We start from the raw sequence: 19,327 nt of genomic DNA on the forward strand, positions 1-19,327 counted from the left end.
TGAACAAATCACCTGTATCATGGAAAAGAAGAAGGAAACAGCCATTGAAGCCTTTTACAATGGCCATAACTGCGCACAATCGGTTCTGAAGGCTTATGCAGATGAGTTAAAGTTTGACGAGGAACAGGCGCTGGCTTTAGCGCTAGGGTTTGGTGGGGGAATGGGTAAAATGCAGAAAGCCTGCGGAGCTGTTACGGGGGCTTATATGGTGATTGGATTGCGCAATTCAAAGGCCATTGCCGATTTTGATGAGCGAAAAGAGAAAACCCCTGAAATGGTGCAGGCCTTTCGCAAGCAGTTCTGTCAACGGCACCAGACCGACCAGTGCGTCCACCTTTTAGGTTGCGATATACGCACCGATGCAGGCAGACAATACTTCAATGATCACAAGTTGAAAGACAAGGTTTGCTCCAAGTGCATTGAGTCTTCGCTACAGATATTGGATGAACTTTTTAAACACTAATGCATGCGAATACTTCATACCTCAGATTGGCACATTGGGCAAAAGTTACATGGTAATGATCGGGAGGAAGAACATCAACTTTTCTTCGATTGGCTGAAGCAAAAGATTAATGAATTACAAATAGATGTTCTATTGGTGGCTGGTGATGTTTTCGATGTGGGTTTCCCATCCAATAGTGCGCTTAAGTTGTATTATAACTTTTTGACCTCTCTCATTCATACGCACTGCAGCCAGGTGATCATTACAGGAGGTAACCACGATTATATCAGCACACTTGAAGCACCTTCTGAAATACTTTCGGCCTTAAACATACAGGTAATAGGCGGTGCCAAATCATCAATTGCAGATGAAATTATTGAGCTGGCTGTTAACGGACAAACCGAATGCGTAGTAGCGGCCGTGCCATTTTTACGCGATAAAGATATCCGGCAGGTGAATGCGGGGGAGTCCTATGAAGACAGTGTGAAAGCTACCAATCAAGGTATTGTCAAACATTATGAGCAAGTAGCGGCAGAGGCGAAAGCATTTAAGTGCCCGATAATTGCCATGGGACACTTGTATGTGCAGGGGGCTGGGTTATCGGACAGTGAGCGCGATATTCATATAGGTAACCTGGCGGGTTTGCAGGCAACATCATTCCCCAATGTATTTGATTATGTGGCCTTGGGGCACATTCATCGGCCCCAAAAGTTATCGGCTGATGGAAAAATACGCTATTCAGGTTCACCCCTGCCTTTGAGCTTCTCAGAGCGAAAGGATAATAAGCAACTGGTGTTACTGGATGTACGAAAGGATCAAACAATCGAAATGGCAGAGCTAAAAGTCCCCAGTTTCAGAAAGCTTATTCGTGTAAGCGGCACCTTTGAGGAGGTGAAAACAGCATTAAAAAACTACCGGGGAGAATCACAACTGGCCGATTGGGCCGAAGTGCTTGTTGAGGAAGAGCAAATGGATACGGCCATTCGCCAGAGTTTTGAGAAACTGATTGAGGAAACAAATCAGGCTGACAACAATTTGATGGTGATAAAACCCTTGCTGAAGTTTGCAGGAGGGAATGAAATGGATGATAGTGTTGTAACGACTTCCTTGAGTGATTTAAGTGTACAAGATGTATTCAACAGCCTTTTGGACAATAAACAAGTGAGCAACGTCGATACCCTTAACCAAACATTCGCCGAATTGTTGGATCAGTTTTATCATCAGACGGAAAAAGAATAGTGCATGCAGTTACTTCATTTACGCATCAAAAACCTGAACTCTCTAAAAGGAGAACACCATATAGATTTTGTGAATGGCCCGTTGGGGGCTACTGGCTTATTTGCCATTACTGGCCCAACCGGAGCCGGTAAATCAACAATCCTGGATGCCATTACCCTTGCACTTTATAATCAAACACCAAGGAGCGGTTCCGTTTCGAAGAATGATATTGCCCGCTTGGGAAGCATTATAACGCGTAACACCGAAGAGGCGTGGGCTCAACTAGACTATCGTACTAAAGGAGTGACCTATCGCTCGCATTGGGGTATCTCTGTTAACCGTAACGGAAATTTACGCGATTACTCATTGGTATTGTCTAGGCAGGAGCCTGATGAAACTTTTGTAGCACTGGATGTTAAGCGTAATGAGGTGCCCAGGCATAATGCGCAACTAATCGGGTTGAATTTCGATCAGTTTTTGCGTTCCATATTACTTTCTCAGGGCGATTTTGCCCGCTTTCTTAAGTCGAATGCCAATGAGCGAGGTGAGTTACTCGAGAAAATTACTGGGACCGAGATATACCGCGAGATAGGCAAGACCTGTTTTGAAAGACAAAAAGCAGAAAATGATGTACTCAGGCAACTACAATTGCAGCTTGAAGGAATAGAGCTATTACCCGAAGAACAAGTGCTGCTGTTAGAAAAGGAACTGCTTGAAATTGACGGTTCGACCAAAGACCAACGTCAGCATATTGACGAGTTGAGAAATCAGCAACGCTTGATGGAAGAATACACTCAAGTAAAAAATGATGTTGGACTGACCGAAGAGAAACTGATGGCAGTCAAACAGCAAAAGGAAGCTTTTGAGCCGGATCAGAAAAGGTTGCAGCAGCATTTGAAGGTGCTGCCTCTGAAAGCTGATATTGTAGCTATTCAGGGTCAACGAAATTTACTGCAAGATAAGCGTAAAGAGTTTAAAACAAATGAAGAGCAATTGGCTGCTTATACGCATGAACAGTCAACGTTGAATGAGGAAAAAGCTGACCTTAGTCAGCTGATAGAACAGCATAAAGTTAGGGAAGAAGAGTTACGGCCCATCATCAAACAGGTGCGCCTGCTGGATGAAGCGATTAGGCTGGAAAACAGTTCTTTGTTACGCCTAAAGAAAACGGCTGATGAAGAAGGTAAGCTCATTGATAGCCTGCACAAAGAATTAAAAGAGCAGGATGCGAAGCTTGAACAGTTGGAGGTCACCCAAAAGGAGCTGCATACGTTTATTGATTCCAATAAGCAATTAGAGCGGCTGGCCGAACAGCTGCCTCTCATCAAGCAAACATCAGAAGTAGTGCTATCATTACAGAAAGTGGCTGAATCAAAGCAACAGGAGCTTGAGCCATCACCGACTAAGCAGCAATTGGAGAGTGTGCGACATGTGGCAGAAAAAAAGGAAATACTGTCCAAAGCCATAGAGCAAAGTCAGGCATTTATTGTGGATAAAAAGCAATTGCTGGGTTCTCAGTTAAATGATAAAGAGCAGCTGTATGAGACGCTAAAAATAGTGCAGCAGAAAGACCGCGCATTGGAAAAGGCCCTTGAGCTGGAAAAGTCCCGGGAGGAGATGAAGAAGGAACAACAAGATTTATCTGTGACTTTAGATAAGGCATCCAAGGAGTTGTTAATGAATGAGAATAAGCTTCAAGTAATTGATAAGGCTCAACTGATTAATATCAAGCATATTGAGGAGCTAAAAGCAAGAAGGGAACGTGAACTGCTGGAGGCTAAATATGACGAAGCGCGGAAAAGGCTCAAACCCGAAGAGGCGTGTCCCTTATGCGGCTCTCTGGAACATCCTTATGTGGAACATTACACTGTCAATTCTAATGAGACAGAGACCAAATTAGCTAAAAGAAACGAAGAACAGCTAAACTTAAAAAATGAAGAGAAGCAACTCATTGCAGAAGTTTCGAGGTTAAAATCCTCTATCATAGCTTATAAGCAGCAGATAGAACAAGTAGGGCTTAAAGCAGCAGAGTATAGCAGAACAATTGAAGGACTGGTCAAAGACATGGAGATAAAGTTGTCTACAATTAGTCAGAAGACGATACAGGAAGAAAAAGAACATCTGACAAAGCAACTGATTGAAGTCGAACAGACTATCAGGTTGGTGGAGCAATTTAATACGGCTGTTTCGCGCAGTAAAGATTTCCAGAACCTGTTGGAGCAATTGGAAAATTTTTCATCAGAGCAGTTTAAGTTAGACCAGTTTTTAAAACAATACAATATAGATGATCGTCAGGTGTCATCTAATCAATTGATTCAATTGCTTGAACAAAAACTTCAACGCTATCAATCTAAGCATGAAGCCTTGCAAGCAAACGAGAAGCAATTGCTGCAGTTGAAGGTAAGCCGTGATGAAAAGGGCGCGCAGTTAAAGAAAACCATGGGGCGTTTTGCCGAACTTGATAAAGAACTTGAAATGGCTGAGAAAGCAGTGAAAACAAAACATGCAGAGCGGGATAATCTGTTTGGTAAACGACTGCCCGATGAGGCTGAGCAGGAGTTGAAGCAACAGGCTGAGCAGGTTGCAAATAGAAGCAATGAGCTGAATGTCAGGTTAAAAGAAAATTCTACCTTAATAGCAACATTAACTAAGCGTCAAGAGGTATTAGGTGCTCAGGTACAAACGGATGAGCAACGATTGATGTCTGATTCAAACGCTTTGCTAAAGCGACTCGAAGCACACAACCTTGCCAGTATTGATGCTGCATTAAATAGTTTATTAGCCGAACAAGAAGTGCAGCAACTGGAAAGTCGCCAAAAAGAAATTACTGCAACTGAAAACCGCTTAGAGCACTTACTAAAAGACCACAAGGCCAGGTTATCTAAACTTGAAGAAAAAGCAAGAGAATTGCCAGGTAAAGAAGTGATAGTGGAAGCTCTTAGAGCGAAAGAACTCCTATTGAATGAGGCGCTTGGTAAGGCTGGCGCCTTATCAGAGCGTGTAAAGGCAGATAAAAGTAACAAGGCCAAACATAAGGAGAAAGCTTTGTTAATAGAAAAGCAGGAGCAGGTGGTCAATCGCTGGAATGACTTGACACTTTTGATAGGTGATGCAACCGGCAATAAATTCGCCAGGTTTGCACAGGAGTTAACACTTAAACAAGTTTTACAGCTGGCTAACCAGCACCTGGGAACTTTAAGTGATCGCTACAAGGTTAAGTACATTAAAAATGACAATCTGGACGATTTGTTCGTGGTTGATTTATACCACGGTAATGCTGAACGGTCGGTCAAAACCTTATCGGGTGGTGAAAGTTTTCTGGTAAGTTTAGCGCTTGCGCTGGGCTTATCCGATTTGGCCGGTCAAAATACGGTTATCGGCAGTTTGTTTATCGATGAGGGTTTTGGAACACTGGATCAGAATACACTGGACCTTGCACTATCGGCACTTGAAAGGCTGCAGCTTGAAACCAACCGAACCATTGGTATAATCAGTCATGTGCCGGCACTCAAAGAGCGCGTAACTACACAGATTGAGTTACAAAAGGATGCAGCTGGTTATAGTACTTTTATGGTAAGAAGCTAGATGTCCTTTAATAGTTCAGCTGCTTTATTATAACCCAGGTCTATCATTTCATCTGCTTTGTGAAAATCGAGGGTCCCACAGGCATTACGTGCAATCTCAATTATATAGTCTGGAGGGTATGCGGCCAGCTTTTGTCGTGCAATGGCATTTTGCATAGCATCAAATGCTTGATCGGCAATTTGATACATGCCTGATTGGCTTTGTTGCGGCTCTTTTATATTCTTTCTCCATAAAGCGGAAGTTTTATTGTTTGAAGCAGTAGGCTTATTCTCTAACGCATCGGACTTGGCACCAAGGTTTACTGCTATAATAAGGTCGCTGCTGTCACTAAAAACAGGCGCAATTGGGATAGGGTTCAATACACCACCATCAATCAGCTCGGTATTATTAATATTAACCGGAGTAAGAAACAATGGTAATGAAATAGAGGCTCTGATGGCATCAAATAAGTTGCCTTTCGACAGCCATACCTCCTTCTCATTTTTAACGTCAGCTGCAACGGCAACAAACTTAATAGGAAGTCGCTCGATATGTGTGTCTCCTATAAGGTCCTTAAGCTTATTAATTAGTTTTTCACCTTTGATTAGTCCGCTGCTGCCCCAGGAAATGTCCATATAAGAAGCAATATCCACTAAGGTGAGTGATCGTACCCATTCTTCAAACTTGTCAAGTTGTCCGGCTGCGTATATGCCGCCAATTACCGAACCAATTGAGCAGCCAGAAATGGAATGAATGGTGTAGTTGTTTTCCAGAAGCCATCGTATGATACCGATGTGGGCTAATCCTCTTGCTCCGCCGCTTCCGAGTACGAGTGACACCGTTTTATTGTTATTGTTTCTTTTCATAATGCTGTTGTTATTATTGATTGAAACCGGTAATACAAAATATCACTTTTTCTTTGTAAGTCCACCTATAACAGGTCTGGCAGGCTATTGTCATATAATTGCTGAAATTATGACAATTGTTATGAGTACTCATTTACCTGTTTATATTCGTCATAAGTAATGGTAATTTAATCATATTTTTTTGTGTAATTATCAGTATACACCTATTTTCACGTCCATTATCGAAGTAGATTATATTAGGGAGATAATTGACTTCGGACATAAGACTCATTGGGATTAACGGCTAAAGCACCAGTTTTTGTTGGTGGCCGGTGCATGCACCGGTAATGTGCAGTAGTTATGCTGATGAGATTCTTTTGTCGTTAAGCTAATAAGTCTCTCCGGGTCGTTTGTCTTGCCAGATATATTGATTATACATTTAAATTGATATACATGCATAACAAACAACAAACATGAGAAAATCAATCTTGTTAATCTGCGTCTTATGCTTAGGCGCATTGTTAAGTGAGATGAAAGGGCAAACAGCCACTTTCAAAGCACTTTTCCTCTACAACTTTACTAAAAACATCGACTGGCCGGCTGAAGCTAATGGCTCTGATTTGGTAATCACCATTTTGGGTGACGATGATGTGAGTGCAGAATTGGAGAAGATTGCGAAGGTTAAAAAGGCCGGAAACAAAAGCATTAAGATTGTTCAGGCCCGAAGTGTGAAAGAAGTGGGTGATTCGCACATTGTATTTTTAGGCGCTGCCAAAAGCGCGTTAATGCAGACATTGAGTTATGAGCAACAGGATAAACCTGTGCTGCTGGTGGCCGATAAAGGTGGTTTATGTAAGCAGGGTGCAGGTATTTCTTTTGTAACCGTCAGCGGTAAGTTACGTTACGAAATCTGTCCTGCATTAATCGAATCACACAACCTTAAGGTCACACAAAAAATAATAAGTCTGGGCATTGAAGTCCAATAGCAACAACTGTTTAAAGTCGTAAAAATGTTAAAAACAAAATACATTATCATCGTATTGTTTTCACTGTTTGCCTGTGCTGGTGTAATGGCACAAGAAGGTGAAAAAACTTCTTTAACCAAAGAAAAAGTACTATCGATGACAACCGAGGAACTGAGTGCCTTATCACTCGAAGATTTGATGTCAGCCATTGATGTAGTAGGTGTTTCATCGCTCGAAGAACTGTATGAGCTATTGCTGAATAAGGATGTGACGTCCGCATCAAAATCAGAAGAGAGCCTTTTCGACTCACCATTATCAACAACCGTATTGTCGCATGACCAGATTATTGCTTCAGGTGCAACAACTATTGAAGAGGCTTTGCGCCTTGTGCCAGGTTTAATTGTGCGCGAAAAAACCAATGGTAATTTTGATGTGCATATCCGTGGTAATGATAATCTACCGGCCAAAAACATGCTGTTATATTCCGAAAACATGAATACGCTGGTAATGATTAATGGCCGTCCGGTATTTAACTACTCGCACGGGGGAACATTATGGGAAACATTGCCCGTTGGTTTTGAAGATATTGATCGTATTGAGGTTGTTCGTGGCCCATCTAGTGCGCTTTATGGGCCCAATGCACTTTCAGGTGTAATTAATATTATTACACAAACCATTACCGACGAATCGCCTTTGGTATCGGGTAATGTGCAGGCAGGTAGTTTAAATACATTAATTGGTGATATTGCTTATCGTGAAAAGCTTAACGATAAAATAAGTATTGGAGTAACAGGTAATTTTGAAGCACGCGATCGTGAACGTGAAGAAATCCTGATATACGATCGAGGTGGTTCACAATATTCGTTAGATGGTCAGCCTGTAGATCCCGGATATTATAATGTTGGAGAGATAAATCGTATGAGAAATGGTTCGTTACCTGTTTGGCCTCCATACGATGTGAAAGGTGAAAGATATGATATCTACAAGTCCTTTCCTGATCCTGAGCAAGCGAAAGAGCGTAGGGGTATTAATGCCTATCTAGATTACAAAGTATCTGAAAGTACAAATATCAGCTTAATGGCCGGGCATCAGAATTCGCAGGCTGTGACCTCAAGTATGGGTGATGTGCCAACTCCTTATACCACAAAAATTGCCTCTACTTCGTATGTTGATATGCGTGCTAATTATAAAGGACTTAGTCTGCAAGCTAATTACAATGGTGGAACCATTGACTATATGTCAGGTAATGAAGGTTTTGAGTTGGATAACCAGCAGCTTAACCTGCAGGCCGAATATGATTGGAACCTGGGTAAGGTAAGCATTCGTCCCGGTGTGAGCTATCAGTCAATGTCGTATGATGATTCGGAACACATTGCTAAAGTAGGTAATGGTTACCTGAACCAAAAAAGAACTATCAATATTTTGGCCGGTAGTGCCCGCTTTGATTACCGACCAACTGATAAGTTGCGTCTGGTAGCTGCTTTGCGTGCGGAAAAATATAATAAACCTGATGATGTATATGCATCATGGCAGTTGGTTGGCTCCTATAAAATCAGTGATGATAACATTGTAAGAGCTGTTTATTCAAGAGCTAATCAATCATCATTCCTGGTTAATACGTATTCTAATTATACCTGGAATGTGGTAAATATGGAATACCCGCGTATTATGCAATTTGATGGTAATGAGGACCATGATTTGAAAACAATGGACATGTTTGAGGTTGGTTATCGAACGAGACCAGCTAAAAGCTTATTCCTGGATATTGAGGCTTTTTATACAATATCTGAAGATTTTGGCGCATTAATGCCTTCTTCAACTTCTTTTGCCGTGTTTAATCCTCTGGACGTTGCAATGACCGGCGCAACTCCTGATGTTAACGGCATTGTTAATATCAATTATCAAAACATGGATCTTGTGGCTAAGCAACAAGGTGTAACAGCTTCTTTCGATTGGGTGATTTCTGAGAAACTGGTGGCTAATGGTAACTTTACCTATCAGCAAACTAAGCTTGATAACTACTTTCCTTTAAACAGAAATGAAGTGGTAGGCTATCAGGCCGGTGTTTTAAGTGCTGATCCGGATTTACCAACTAAGATAGGACAGGCAATTGCAGACTATGTCGGAGGAGTGCAAGGAGGACTAATAAATCCTGAAGAGCAGACATATGCCATTGTTTCCTCAACAGGAGGAGTACCTGATGTAGAGCAAGACGATTACGAGCATAAAGCTACGCCATCCTATTTTGGAGGTTTTTCTTTAACGTATCGCCCTTGTAAAAAGCTTGAGATATTCCCGCAAGCCTATTTTTTTGGTGAGCAAACGTTCGAAAACCAATACAGTACTGAAACGATTGATGCTAAGTTCTTATTGAATGCAAAGGTGAGTTACAAAGCGAACGATAACCTTACTTTCTTTGTAAACGGGCGAAATATCCTGAATATGAAAGACAGAGAATTTGCTTACATGGATGAGATACCTGGTATGGTACTGGGCGGTCTTAACTTTAAATTCTAACGAGAATTATATCCTGACAAGATTCAGGGACAACATCTTAAAAAAAAGGAAAGCCATCTCATTTCGGGATGGCTTTTTGTATGCAATAATTGTCTGTTACTGAAATGGATTGCTTTCGAATGGGTTACTGTTGAGTTGAGTATTGGTAGCTTGTGCAGCACCTTTAGGTTTACCTCCGGGCCCCCAGCCTCCGCCTTGCCCGTTACCATTGCCTAGTACATTGCTCATCATTACCAGCGATATATTTTTATCAATAGTTATTTGAGTTATTTGTGGCCTTGTATAACTTTTCTTCATTAACGGATAGTTCTCCTCAACTTCACTGCAGTGTAAAAGGTTATATATATTTGTGCACTGCAATGCATAAATACCATTGATCGCTATCCTACGAATTACCTGGCTAATGGTTACTTTTTGTTGCAAATAACTGAACATCCTGCTGTGTTGAGTAAGCCAAAGAATGTTAATGAAAGCCAAATCCTTGTATCTAATTTTAAACCCATCACAAAAAAACTTCTCTACTTTTCAAATTTCAACTATTTTTGTGCTTCTGATTAAAAATCATAACAATATAATATGGCACAAGAGGACGTTTTTAAGAAGCTGGTGGCTCACTGTAAGGAGTACGGTTTTGTTTTTCAGTCAAGCGAAATCTATGATGGATTAGGCGCGGTTTACGATTATGCGCAAAATGGTGTTGAGCTCAAGAATAACATCAAGAAATACTGGTGGGATTCGATGGTATTGCTGCACGAGAATGTGGTGGGTATTGACTCAGCCATTTTTATGCACCCAACTACCTGGAAGGCTTCGGGCCATGTAGATGCGTTTAACGATCCCTTGATTGATAACAAAGATTCTAAAAAGCGTTACCGTGCCGATGTGTTGGTGGAGGACTTAATTCAGAAGTTCGAAGAGAAAATCAACAAGGAAGTTACCAAGGCTAAAAAGCGTTTTGGTGAGGCTTTTGACGAAGCTCAATTCCGCGAGACGAATCCGCGCGTATTGGCTAATCAAAAGAAAATTGATGAGGTACACACCCGCTTTGCCAAAGCATTAAACGATAATGATTTGGAAGATTTGCGTCAGATCATTGTCGATTATGAAATAGCCTGTCCTATTTCAGGGACTAAAAACTGGACCGATGTACGTCAGTTTAACCTGATGTTCTCAACCGAAATGGGTTCAACAGCCGATGGTGCACAAAAAATTTACCTACGTCCAGAGACGGCACAGGGTATCTTCGTTAACTACCTGAATGTGCAGAAAACAGGTCGTATGAAGCTGCCATTTGGTATTGCCCAGATTGGTAAAGCTTTCCGTAACGAGATAGTGGCTCGTCAGTTCATCTTCCGCATGCGTGAGTTCGAACAGATGGAAATGCAATTCTTTGTGCGTCCGGGTGAAGAGATGAAGTGGTTCGAATACTGGAAGGAAGCCCGCCTGCGCTGGCACAAGTCGCTGGGTATGGGTGAGGAGAAATACCGCTACCACGACCATGAGAAGCTGGCGCACTATGCCAATGCAGCTACCGATATCGAATTCAAAATGCCATTTGGGTTTAAAGAAGTGGAAGGTATTCACTCACGTACCGACTTCGACTTGTCTCAGCACCAGGAATTCTCTGGTAAGAAGATTCAATATTTCGATCCTGAGCTGAACAAAAGCTATGTGCCATACGTGGTAGAAACATCTATTGGTGTGGACCGCATGTTCCTGAGCATCATGGCAGGTGCCTACAACGAGGAAGAGGTAGAGGGTAAAGATGGTAAGAAGGAAACACGTGTGGTACTAAACCTGCCACCGGTATTGGCTCCAATCAAACTGGCCGTTATGCCGTTGGTGAAGAAAGACGGACTGCCTGAAAAGGCACGTGCCATTATTGATGAGTTGAAGTTTGACTTCAACTGCCAGTACGATGAGAAAGACAGTATTGGTAAGCGTTACCGTCGTCAGGATGCCATTGGTACACCTTTCTGTGTAACGGTTGACCACCAGGCGCTGGAAGACGATACAGTAACCATTCGCTACCGCGACACCATGGAGCAGGAGCGCGTGAAAATTGCTGATCTGCAAGGTATCATCGGCAAGAAGGTGAGCATGCGCGAAGCGTTTAAGAATTTGTAGAAGTCAGTTGATAGTTATAAGGCTGAAGGCAGAAGTTGCCGGATGCTATAAAATAGTAATAAGCCCGGCTGTTAAATCAGTCGGGCTTTGTATTTCTATAAATAAAATGTCAAATCAGGCTTTTAGAAGATAAAAATTCAATTCTTCTTATTCTTCTTCTTTTCTGCTTCAGCCTTTTCTTCTTCCTGTCGTTTCTTCCATTCCTCAACTGTTTCAAACTTTGGTGCATCCGGATCTCCATCGCGGTAGCCTTCTTTGTATTCGGGGTATTCATCATAGCCACTACCAGAGATGCCAATGCTTTTGCAGCCAAAGATGCCGGTAAAAAGTAGGAGGCAGGTCCCATACATAAGATGCTTCATAATGTGATGTGTTGAGTTTATTAAGTGTATTTAAAAATAGCAATAATAAATTAATTGCTTTGTACGAAAATAAACGCAGCTCACGAGTTTGATGGGTTCATTAAGATCTTTACAGTTTTCTTTTGATGAATATTAATGACGGGCCATGGAATCTTATATGCAAATGGTAACTTATAAAGAACTTTCGTCATTAAAAACTTATTATCATCTATATTAGCAAGCAAATAAAACTAAGGGTATGGCAGTTGTTTATGTTTCAGTCGCTTCATTGGCAATGAATCTTGTATTGGGGAAATACCGTGCTAACTACAAAAAGATGAGCATACCCTGGTGGTTGCTCATCCATGCTTCAATACCGGTGTTGATACCCTTGCGCATATGGCTGGATACACCTGTTGCCTTTATTCCACTATTTATAGCGATTGCTATATTAGGGCAATTTATAGGGTCGCGTTACCTGGTTCGTCGAGCGAAAGAAACAAATGAATAAAGAATAAGGGATGGAGCAACCTCATAGTGATTATGATTTTCTGAAGGTAGCACCTAAAAGATATACTAATTCAATTCCAGTACGTTCAGCATCCTCTTAAACTCTTCAAATGGCTCAGCTTTTAACACCAGCATTTCGTTGGTTATCGGATGCTCAAATTCCAGTTGACGGGCATGCAGCAGCATGGTGGTCATGTTCCAACGCTCTTTAAACAAGCGGTTTTGCTTGTTGCAACCGTGCGGCCGGTCGCCAATTATTGGGTGGCGCAGGTGGTTCAAGTGTTTGCGTATCTGGTGCATCCGCCCTGTTTTGGGGTATGCCTCAATCAACGAGTAGCGCGATGTGTCAAATTTGCCAAACGGAATGTGCAGTTCACTTCGCCGGATGGTTTTAAAGTGAGTAATGGCATCTTGTGTTTTACCACGGTCATTGGTGAGGGCATAGTCCACCACAATGGCATCAGGGAAATATCCACGTACGATGGCAATGTATGTTTTTTGCGTTTCCGGATTCTCAAAGATGGTTTTCAGTCTGGCTGCTACACGGCTGTTTAGTGCAAACACCAGAATGCCCGAAGTCTTCCGGTCAAGCCGATGCACCGGGTATACTGTTTTGCCAATCTGATCGCGGACCATCTGCAGGGCAAACTCCTCAGCATCGGCCGCAATAGAGCTGCGGTGCACCAGCAGGCCGTGGGGCTTGTTGATAACAACCAGGTATTGGTCTTGGTATATAATTTCGAGCATAGCTGTATTTTGTTACAAAGGTATTGGAAAAGCTGATAGCTGTTAGCTATTAGTGCGAATCAATAGTTGAGCCCACTCCGGGTTACTATTTGTAATATATTAATATACCGCTGGTTGCATTCATGGTATGTTAAAATTAAATCCCTTCGGGATAAAGAAAATGTCCGTAGGACATTAACAATAATAGCCCCGTGCGAAGCGCGGGGTTGTTAATATGGTGAGAAAACAATCCTGATATGGGTTGAAGGTTTATAGTTAAGCAAGTTTTAACGATTGATTCACATTATTAGCTTTTTTTCTAATCCAATTACATTACGTATTTTCACATGCAAAATATAAACACACTACCATGTTCGACAAATTGAAAGGCTATCTGCCTTATTTAGGCGCAGTTTTGTTATTTATCGTTTTAAGTTTTGTTTACTTCTCACCAGTGCTGGAAGGGAAGCAATTGCCGCAGCTGGATAATACCCATGCCAAGGCCATGTCAAAAGAGTTAAACGACTATGAAAAAGAAACCGGTGAAAAGGCCATGTGGACCAACTCCATGTTTGGCGGTATGCCGGCCTACCAGATTAAAAGCGACTCGTCCAAAAATATTTTCAGTTACCTGAACCGCTACACGCGTTTGGGTTTACCATACGAAACTGTAGCCATCGTGTTCTTATACATGCTGGGTTTTTACCTTTTGCTGTTGAGTATGAAAGTTGATCACTGGCTCAGTGTGATTGGGGCCATTGCCTTTGCCTTTGGTTCCTACAACCTCATAATAATTATCGCCGGGCACATCACAAAAACCTATGCCATTGCGCTGATGGCACCGGTGGTGGCAGGTGTGCTGTATGCCTATAATCGCAACCGCTTTATTGGTGTGGTGATAACCACTGTGGCATTGGGGATGGAAATTGCCTATAACCATGTGCAGATTACCTATTACCTGGCGTTTATGGTGGGTTTCATTGTGCTGTCGCGATTGGTATATGCTATTAAAGAAAAGGCCATTAAGCCTTTTGCCCAAACAACGGGTATGTTAGTTATTGCTGCTCTGCTGGCGGTGTTGCCCAATATTACCAACCTGTGGACCACTGCTGAGTATGGTAAATACTCCATCCGTGGTGCTTCAGAGCTAACGCCCAAAGAGGGTCATAAGGAGCATTCGGGGTTGGATGTGGACTATGCCTTTAGCTGGAGCTATGGCAAGCACGAAACATTAACGCTGCTAATCCCTAATATTGTAGGTGGTGCTTCTGAAGCTCTGGCTAATTCAGATGATGCTATGAAGCACGTTGATCCACGTTTGAAAGAATATGTGGGGCAATCGAGCCAATACTGGGGTGGTCGTATCTTCACCAGTGGACCCGTTTATGCCGGTGCCTTAATATGCTTTTTATTCTTTATTGGCGCCTTCTATTACAAGGGTAAAGAGCGCTGGTGGTTGATTGGAATTACCGTGTTTTCAATATTGCTGGCCTGGGGTAAAAACCTGCAGTGGTTCAACTATTTCATGTTCTACAATTTCCCCTTATACAATAAATTCCGAACTGTTGAGATGGCGTTGGTATTGGCCTCTATGGCTATGCCGGTGTTAGGCTTTCTGGGCTTAAAAACCATTCTGGAGAAGCCAGAGGAGCTTAAGAAAGATAGCAAGAGGTTTGCCATTGCTTTCGCACTAACAGGTGGTGTTAGTCTATTATTTGCTTTATTTCCGGGTGCCTTTGGAATATATGAGTTTCTGTCGCCAATGGAGTCACAACAGTTTGGTGCACAGATACAACAAGGTGGTGAGCAGGCTCAAATGTACCAGCTATTGGAGTCTAACCTGATTGCTGCGCGTCAGGTATTAATGACTTCCGATGCATGGCGCTCATTTGTATTCATCTTGCTTGGTTCGGGTTCTATTTGGTTTTTTGCACAAGGAAAGCTTCAGAAGCGTTACCTCATGTGGGGACTGGCTTTAATTGTCTTTATTGACCTTTGGGGCGTATCAAAGCGCTACCTGAACAATGATAATTTTGTGACCAAAACAAAGGCACGTCAGGAACTGGCCCAGTCCAAAGCCGATCAGGCCATTTTGAAAGATACTGATGATTATTACCGGGTATTCCCAATCAACCGTGATCCGTTTAAAGATGGCTTTACCCCATACTGGCATAAGTCGGTTGGTGGATTTCACGGTGCCAAGCTGCGCCGTTACCAGGATGTGGTTGATAAGTACCTAATGAATGACTGGCAGGAGCTGGTGCGTGTGCTTCAAACAGCTCAAACACCAGGCGAACTGGAAGTGGCCATGGAGAGCATGCCGGTATTAAACATGATGAATGCGAAGTACATAATCTATAGTGGCAATGCAGCGCCTATCTTCAATCCTAACTACATGGGCAATGCCTGGTTTGTGAAAGATGTTCAGCAAGTGGCTAGTCCTGATGAGGAGATTGCCGCGTTGGGAACTACCGACTTACATAGAACAGCAGTGGTTGAGAAGCGCTTTATCGAGCAGGTACAGGGCTATGCTGTAGATTCGGTGATGGGACGTATTCAGTTGACACACTATGCACCCGACTACCTGATATTTGAGTCGAATGCACCACAGGATCAACTGGCTGTTTTCAGTGATATCTACTACGACAAAGGGTGGAAAGCCTATATTGATGGAAAAGAAGCGGAGATGATACGTACCAACTATATTCTGCGCGGCTTGATGATTCCGGCTGGTGAGCACGATATTGAGTTCCGTTTTAAGCCACAATCTTTTGCTGTAGGACAAACAGTGGCCATCATCAGCTCCATCATCATTCTGTTGCTTATCATTGGTGCCGTTGTAATCGCCCGTAAGAAGCAGTAAGAAATTAAGATACAGGAAGAGTTAATCTTCATTTAAAAACCAAGGGCCGTATCCTGTCGAATAATCGTTGGATACGGCCCTTTTTTTAGCTTTTGGCCGCTAGCTGTTAGCTATCAGCTATTACCAAGTGCTTAATTTCCTTTGAGTTTTGCATTAAGTCCTGGGTCTTATGTCTTGTCTTTATATTTCATTATGTCTTAAGGATCGCATCTTAATGTCCATTGTGTAAATAAAGATGCCATCCTTCGGTCTTTGGTCATCTGCCTTCAGACACTGTCAATGTGGAGCGCAGTCTGATGTCATTGGATGAGGCGCCAATCATGATTCTGAAATCACCTGGTTCAATCACCCTGTCCATGGCTTCGTTGAGCATGCTCAGCTGCTCGGGCGTAATGGTAAAGCTGACTTCTTTTGTTTCACCTTGCTTCAGGTGAATGCGCTGAAAACCTTTCAGCTCCATTACTGGACGAACGACTGATGCATACAAATCTTTGATATACATCTGTACCACCTCATCGCCATCGTAGGCACCGGTGTTTGTAATCTTAAAACGCACGGTGCTCGATTCACCGGCAGCAATAACCGGTTGATCTATCTCTAGTTTGCTATAGGCGAATGAGGTATAGCTCAGTCCATAGCCAAAGGGGAAAAGCGGTTTGCCACTCAGGTTAAGGTAGTCATCGCCACGGCCAGTAGGTTTATGGTTGTAATACAGTGGTAACTGTGACTCATGTATAGGGAAGGTGATAGGCAGACGTCCGGCCGGGTTATAATCGCCAAATAGCACATCGGCCACCGCATTACCACCCTCATCGCCCGGATACCAGGCATCAACGATAGCGGGCACATCATTTATCCAGTTGTTCATGGTAATGGCGCTGCCACCAATCAACACAACTACCACCGGTTTCCCTGTGGCTGTCACTTCTTGTATTAACGCTTCCTGGTGACCCGGCAGCGTCAGGTAGGCTCTGTCTCTGAACTCGCCTTCTTCGATGCCAACAACGACTATAGCCACATCACTTTTTTTAGCGATGTTAACGGCTCCTTTTATCTCTTCTTGCCAGCGGTCTTTTACCCCTGCATTCCAAATCAGTTTCAGGTTGACATTGCCCGTGGTTTCATAAAATTCCAGTCGTATGTCATAGGTCTTGCCTTTGACAAAATGATAAGGCCTGGTCAGCTGTCGGAAGGTTTGTTTCTGCCAGTTATCAATGTGTAGCTCATCATTGATGTAGAGGCGATAGCCATCGTCCCCTTTAATGCCAATCTCATATTGGCCGGTGGCAGGCGCCGTCAGTTGTCCGGTCCAGCGAGCCGAATAGAAATCGTAATTGATGGTGGCCTGGTCGGGCGAGAAAAGCGTCCAGCGGAAATCAATCACTGGATCGATGCGCTCCAAAGCAGGTTCGCCTTCAAGCGTAATATTGTTAAAATACGCGGCTTTCAGGCCCTTTTGTTTTTCATTTGCCAGTTGATGCGAAAGCTGTCCGGCTGGTATCGTTACGAAGCTTTCAGATTCGCGTCCGCAGCCGGGAGCATAGTTTACCTGGCAGGCAGTGCCCAGCTTTTGTTGGATGCCATCCTTGATGCTAACAGATTCGTTACCCGGACCAGAGTAGCCGCCTAAGCGAGCTTCCACAGCATCGGTACCAATAAGAGCAATGGAGAGTATCTCTTTACTAAGAGGCAATGTGTGATGGTCGTTTTTAAGCAGTACCATCGACTTGAGTGCTGCCTGTTTGGCCACCTCACGGTGCGCCTGGGAGCCATTCACCTTGTCGGCCTGTGCAGGATCGATATAAGGATTTTCAAACAAGCCCAGCTTAAACTTAGCTCGCAGAACGCGTCTCACTGCTTCGTCAATGGCTGCTTCATCAATCATGCCTTCCTCAAAGGCCTCGAAGAATAGCGGATAGTGGTCGTACGAAGTCTGGAAGATCACATCCAGCCCGTTTTCAATTGCCTGTTCAGTTGATTCGGCATAATTCTTTGCCGTGTAATGCAACACATTGGCCCCACCTGTAGCACCTGCATCGGAAATAACGAAACCATCGAAGCCCCATTCATCTTTCAGTTTTTTATTAAGCAACCAGTCGTTGGCGGTGCATTGGCGTCCATCCAGCGAGTTGTAAGAAGTCATTACCGACCAGGCCTGTCCATCAATAAAGCACTTCTTAAAGGCTGGAAAGTAAATTTCCTCCAACAGGCGCTCGTTAAAGTGAATGGGGTAGCTATCACGTCCGCCATCACCAACGTTAGCCACAAAATGCTTTGGGGTGGTGATAACGCCCGATTTTTCAAACTGGGTGATAAAGGAATAGGCCATCTGTGTGGTCAGGTAAGGATCCTCACCATAGGTTTCTTCGGTGCGTCCCCAGCGCACATCGCGTGCTATATTCAGCACTGGTGATAATATTTGGCGGATACCGCGCGTTTTGGTTTCCTGGGTGATGGCACGCGCCACATCGCCAATCATCGTGGTATCCCAGCTGGCGGCCAGGCCAATGGCTTGCGGAAATGCCGTGGCACCATCGCGCACCAGTCCATGCAATGCTTCATCAAACGGGATGATAGGTATGCCCAGGCGGGTTTCTTCCACAAAGTATTTCTGGATGTCGTTAATGAGTTCGGCTGTTTCCTGTGCCGTGCCTTCGCCCAAATAGTCGAGCAGTTGTTCTACTTCATTGGCCGACTGGCCCTTGGTGGCCACCTGAAAGCCAAATATACCATGGCGATAGCGCTCTTTACCATCCGATAAGTCACCCGGTATCATAAACAGTTGCCAGAACTTTTCTTCCAGCGTCATTCGCGACAGTAGATCATCAACCCTGTCCTCAATGGGTAATTCCGGATTTTTGTAAGCAGGGTCATCTGCCTGTTGACAGCCGTGTAGCAACATAAATAATGTCACCAAAAGCAGGCTGATTGTGTGAAATCGTTTCATAGTTTTTTCATTATTGAATTGGCAGCTTTATAGTCCAAACAAGCCACCTGTACTGTTTTTCTTAAGGCAATAGAGTATTCAAACATAAAGGAATCAATATTTTGCCTGGTTTAGGGGTGAGGCATGTTCAATTATGCTGATACTTTTAAGGCACTATTGAGGTAGCGGTTAATAACACTGCATATGGTTATATGGAATCCCCTTAGACAGGGAATGTAGAAGGGATGATAAGGAAGTTGGTTATGACCCACGTGGGTCATAA

The 19,327-nt window shown here is 43.3% G+C and carries 13 protein-coding genes; 8 read left to right on the forward strand and 5 right to left on the reverse strand.

Annotated elements, in window-relative coordinates:
* The first annotated feature begins 19 nt into the window (after positions 1 to 19).
* From KDU71_RS17855 to KDU71_RS17865, 3 genes are read left to right on the forward strand one after another with little or no spacing between them, the layout of a single operon-like run.
* Positions 20 to 463, forward strand: coding sequence for a C-GCAxxG-C-C family protein (locus KDU71_RS17855; protein ID WP_212192464.1), 444 nt, complete (start codon positions 20 to 22; stop codon positions 461 to 463).
* Between the two features lie 3 nt (positions 464 to 466).
* The gene (locus KDU71_RS17860) at positions 467 to 1,681 is read left to right on the forward strand and encodes an exonuclease SbcCD subunit D C-terminal domain-containing protein (protein ID WP_212192465.1); all 1,215 of its coding nucleotides are present in this window, start codon (positions 467 to 469) and stop codon (positions 1,679 to 1,681) included.
* Positions 1,682 to 1,684: 3 nt separating this feature from the next.
* Positions 1,685 to 5,245 carry an SbcC/MukB-like Walker B domain-containing protein gene (locus KDU71_RS17865; RefSeq protein ID WP_212192466.1) on the forward strand — a complete coding sequence of 1,187 codons (3,561 nt, stop codon included), beginning with the start codon at positions 1,685 to 1,687 and terminating at the stop codon, positions 5,243 to 5,245.
* Here the strand turns inward: KDU71_RS17865 and KDU71_RS17870 are convergent.
* Positions 5,242 to 6,090, reverse strand: coding sequence for a patatin-like phospholipase family protein (locus KDU71_RS17870; RefSeq protein ID WP_212192467.1), 849 nt, complete (start codon positions 6,088 to 6,090; stop codon positions 5,242 to 5,244). The two genes, KDU71_RS17865 and KDU71_RS17870, sit on opposite strands and share 4 nt — an antisense overlap.
* 452 nt (positions 6,091 to 6,542) lie before the next feature.
* On the opposite strand from KDU71_RS17870, the gene KDU71_RS17875 reads away from it, so the two are divergent.
* Together KDU71_RS17875 and KDU71_RS17880 are read left to right on the forward strand one after the other, a co-directional pair.
* Complete coding sequence (locus KDU71_RS17875) at positions 6,543 to 7,055, forward strand: YfiR family protein (RefSeq protein ID WP_212192468.1); 513 nt, start codon at positions 6,543 to 6,545, stop codon at positions 7,053 to 7,055.
* 24 nt (positions 7,056 to 7,079) lie between these two features.
* Positions 7,080 to 9,551 (forward strand): TonB-dependent receptor plug domain-containing protein, encoded by a 2,472-nt coding sequence (locus KDU71_RS17880; protein WP_212192469.1) that lies wholly within the window; start codon positions 7,080 to 7,082, stop codon positions 9,549 to 9,551.
* 96 nt (positions 9,552 to 9,647) lie between these two features.
* On the opposite strand, the gene KDU71_RS17885 is transcribed toward KDU71_RS17880, so the two are convergent.
* Complete coding sequence (locus KDU71_RS17885) at positions 9,648 to 9,848, reverse strand: hypothetical protein (RefSeq protein ID WP_212192470.1); 201 nt, start codon at positions 9,846 to 9,848, stop codon at positions 9,648 to 9,650.
* A 279-nt stretch (positions 9,849 to 10,127) separates the two neighbouring features.
* Between KDU71_RS17885 and KDU71_RS17890 the strand changes: the two genes are divergently transcribed.
* Positions 10,128 to 11,678 (forward strand): glycine--tRNA ligase, encoded by a 1,551-nt coding sequence (locus KDU71_RS17890; RefSeq protein ID WP_212192471.1) that lies wholly within the window; start codon positions 10,128 to 10,130, stop codon positions 11,676 to 11,678.
* Between the two features lie 137 nt (positions 11,679 to 11,815).
* Here KDU71_RS17890 and KDU71_RS17895 read toward each other — a convergent pair whose 3' ends face one another.
* Entirely contained in the window at positions 11,816 to 12,040 is a 225-nt protein-coding gene (locus KDU71_RS17895; protein ID WP_212192472.1) for a hypothetical protein, read from the reverse strand.
* A gap of 238 nt (positions 12,041 to 12,278) precedes the next feature.
* Between KDU71_RS17895 and KDU71_RS17900 the strand changes: the two genes are divergently transcribed.
* Positions 12,279 to 12,530, forward strand: a complete 252-nt coding sequence (locus KDU71_RS17900; RefSeq protein WP_212192473.1) for a hypothetical protein — start codon at positions 12,279 to 12,281, stop codon at positions 12,528 to 12,530.
* Positions 12,531 to 12,595: 65 nt separating this feature from the next.
* Here the strand turns inward: KDU71_RS17900 and KDU71_RS17905 are convergent, their stop codons facing one another.
* Positions 12,596 to 13,276, reverse strand: coding sequence for a pseudouridine synthase (locus KDU71_RS17905; RefSeq protein ID WP_212192474.1), 681 nt, complete (start codon positions 13,274 to 13,276; stop codon positions 12,596 to 12,598).
* 349 nt (positions 13,277 to 13,625) lie between these two features.
* On the opposite strand from KDU71_RS17905, the gene KDU71_RS17910 reads away from it, so the two are divergent.
* Positions 13,626 to 16,118 carry a YfhO family protein gene (locus tag KDU71_RS17910; protein ID WP_212192475.1) on the forward strand — a complete coding sequence of 831 codons (2,493 nt, stop codon included), beginning with the start codon at positions 13,626 to 13,628 and terminating at the stop codon, positions 16,116 to 16,118.
* 256 nt (positions 16,119 to 16,374) lie between these two features.
* Here KDU71_RS17910 and KDU71_RS17915 read toward each other — a convergent pair whose 3' ends face one another.
* The gene (locus tag KDU71_RS17915; RefSeq protein ID WP_212192476.1) at positions 16,375 to 19,065 is read right to left on the reverse strand and encodes a glycoside hydrolase family 3 C-terminal domain-containing protein; all 2,691 of its coding nucleotides are present in this window, start codon (positions 19,063 to 19,065) and stop codon (positions 16,375 to 16,377) included.
* Between the last annotated feature and the right edge of the window lie 262 nt (positions 19,066 to 19,327).

The sequence above is a fragment of the Carboxylicivirga sediminis genome (assembly GCF_018156225.1).
In the GTDB taxonomy this organism is placed as follows: domain Bacteria; phylum Bacteroidota; class Bacteroidia; order Bacteroidales; family Marinilabiliaceae; genus Carboxylicivirga; species Carboxylicivirga sediminis.

What these genes read in the sequence shown, in the direction of transcription:
- KDU71_RS17895 (WP_212192472.1), bottom strand. Translation starts at nt 12,040, where the DNA reads ATGAAGCATCTTATGTATGGGACCTGCCTCCTACTTTTTACCGGCATC.
- KDU71_RS17860 (WP_212192465.1), top strand. Translation starts at nt 467, where the DNA reads ATGCGAATACTTCATACCTCAGATTGGCACATTGGGCAAAAGTTACAT.
- KDU71_RS17865 (WP_212192466.1), top strand. Translation starts at nt 1,685, where the DNA reads ATGCAGTTACTTCATTTACGCATCAAAAACCTGAACTCTCTAAAAGGA.
- KDU71_RS17875 (WP_212192468.1), top strand. Translation starts at nt 6,543, where the DNA reads ATGAGAAAATCAATCTTGTTAATCTGCGTCTTATGCTTAGGCGCATTG.
- KDU71_RS17885 (WP_212192470.1), bottom strand. Translation starts at nt 9,848, where the DNA reads ATGAAGAAAAGTTATACAAGGCCACAAATAACTCAAATAACTATTGAT.
- KDU71_RS17905 (WP_212192474.1), bottom strand. Translation starts at nt 13,276, where the DNA reads ATGCTCGAAATTATATACCAAGACCAATACCTGGTTGTTATCAACAAG.
- KDU71_RS17915 (WP_212192476.1), bottom strand. Translation starts at nt 19,065, where the DNA reads ATGAAACGATTTCACACAATCAGCCTGCTTTTGGTGACATTATTTATG.
- KDU71_RS17900 (WP_212192473.1), top strand. Translation starts at nt 12,279, where the DNA reads ATGGCAGTTGTTTATGTTTCAGTCGCTTCATTGGCAATGAATCTTGTA.
- KDU71_RS17855 (WP_212192464.1), top strand. Translation starts at nt 20, where the DNA reads ATGGAAAAGAAGAAGGAAACAGCCATTGAAGCCTTTTACAATGGCCAT.
- KDU71_RS17910 (WP_212192475.1), top strand. Translation starts at nt 13,626, where the DNA reads ATGTTCGACAAATTGAAAGGCTATCTGCCTTATTTAGGCGCAGTTTTG.
- KDU71_RS17870 (WP_212192467.1), bottom strand. Translation starts at nt 6,090, where the DNA reads ATGAAAAGAAACAATAACAATAAAACGGTGTCACTCGTACTCGGAAGC.
- KDU71_RS17890 (WP_212192471.1), top strand. Translation starts at nt 10,128, where the DNA reads ATGGCACAAGAGGACGTTTTTAAGAAGCTGGTGGCTCACTGTAAGGAG.
- KDU71_RS17880 (WP_212192469.1), top strand. Translation starts at nt 7,080, where the DNA reads ATGTTAAAAACAAAATACATTATCATCGTATTGTTTTCACTGTTTGCC.